At 53.6% G+C, this 1,649-nt stretch carries 1 protein-coding gene and 1 pseudogene; both read left to right on the top strand.

The annotated features are described in order from the left end of the window. Positions 1-63: 63 nt before the first annotated feature. Positions 64-702 (top strand): type-F conjugative transfer system pilin assembly protein TrbC, encoded by a 639-nt coding sequence (trbC, locus tag BHE81_RS27950; protein ID WP_004193871.1) that lies wholly within the window; start codon positions 64-66, stop codon positions 700-702. A gap of 58 nt (positions 703-760) precedes the next feature. Then, positions 761-1,649, top strand: a pseudogene (locus BHE81_RS27945) (conjugal transfer protein TraN); the annotation flags it as partial.

Here is a 1,649-nt window from a genome sequence, read left to right as displayed (position 1 = left end):
AAGAACTATGGCTATCTGATGTGGCGTAAACGCAATTGTGTCTTTCTCTGACAGGAGTCTCTCATGAAATTAATGAATCTGTTTATGGTCATGCTTTTGCTGACCGGACGAGCAGTGTTGGCTGAAACCTCCTCTGTTACAGACAGAGAATGGCTGAAGCAGCAGGAGAACCTCAGCGAACAGCTGCGCCAGCATCCGGATAAACAGCTGCAGCAGGAGCTTGAGGCGCAAATCAACCGTAATCCTCTGCCCAAATCAGACCGCCAGTTTATCGATAATCTGGTCAGCCAGCAGAAAGCGGCGAATCAGGAAAAGCCGGCAGAAGGGGCGCTGTACTTTGTCTCCTTCTCGATACCTGAAGAGGGGCTGAAGCGGATGCTGCACGAAACCCGGCAGTACGGCATTCCGGCGACACTGCGTGGGCTCGTCAATAACGACATGAAGACCACCACTGACGCGGTGCTGCAGCTGGTGAAGGATGGCGTGACCGACGGCGTGCAGATCGACCCGACACTATATACGCAGTACAGCATCCGGAGTGTGCCGTCTCTGGTGGTACGGTGTCAGGCCGGATATGACGTGGTACGCGGTAACATTCACGTCAAACAGGCGCTGGAGAAAGTGGCACAAACCGGTGACTGCGCACAGGTGGCCCGGCAAATACTTGATGCGCCCTCGAATGCCGCCGGGAGCCAGCCATGAAAGACAGACCGTACTTCATAGCGTTACCGGAAATGGTGAGGGATGAGGGAGGGCAAAAATGAAGACGGTTATTTCCGTACTGACTGCGCATTTTTTTGTCCTGAGCGCCTTTATCTGGCTGGCATCCCCCGCCTGTGCTGACAGTGGAAGCGACTATAAAGCTGGTTCGGATTTTGCGAAACAGGTGCAGGGCAATGGTCTGAACTCACTGAAAAATTTCAGTGGTGAGCAAAACCTGCCGGGGTATACCGACAGCCCTGATCAGGCAAAATACTATGGCGGCGTCACTGCCAGCGGAGACAGCTCTCTGAAAAGCGATTCAGCCCTGGAGTTCAGCCAGGGAGATACCGGCAAAGCGATTACTGAGTCGTTCACGAACCGGCCACCGGATCAGATATCTCAGGATGCACCGTTTATTCAGGCCGCAAAGGATACAGAATCCCGTGCCGACAGCATTGTCGGCGATACCGGACAGTCCTGTACCGCCCAGGTTGTGAACCGCAGTGAGTTCACAAACCATACCTGCGAACGTGATCTGCAGGTGGAAAATTTTTGCACACGGGAAGCGACCCTGAAGGATAACGCCACCACACAGAAAGTTAACCGAACCTATCAGCAGGTGGTGACGCTGAATTATGCCCGGAATACCCGGCAATGGAGTGGCAACCTGACGATCCCGACCAACGGTCGTCTGCTGAATGCCTCGGTGGATGGTGAGCCTCTGGTGATCCCCTGGATTGAAGAATGCGATTCCGAAGGGAAGGTGCGGGATAGCTGCAAGAGTGCAGTGAGTGAAAGCCTGACCCTCTTTGAACGAACGTTCCCCATTGATGTGATCAGCTGGCCACGTTCAGAATCGATGTGTTCAGGCGGTCAGAACACGCATTGTACGAAATATACCTATGACGGGAAGGGGAAGATTCATCAGTCGTTTGGTGTGGACAAAG

The sequence above is a fragment of the Klebsiella sp. AqSCr genome, from assembly GCF_008452795.1.
Classification (GTDB): Bacteria; Pseudomonadota; Gammaproteobacteria; order Enterobacterales; family Enterobacteriaceae; genus Klebsiella; species Klebsiella pneumoniae.
The sequence above is the reverse complement of the archived record's forward strand: the minus strand, read 5'-3'. Positions and strand labels throughout refer to the sequence as shown.

Coding starts and splice junctions, on each gene's coding strand:
- trbC (WP_004193871.1), top strand. CDS start 64: ATGAAATTAATGAATCTGTTTATGGTCATGCTTTTGCTGACCGGACGA.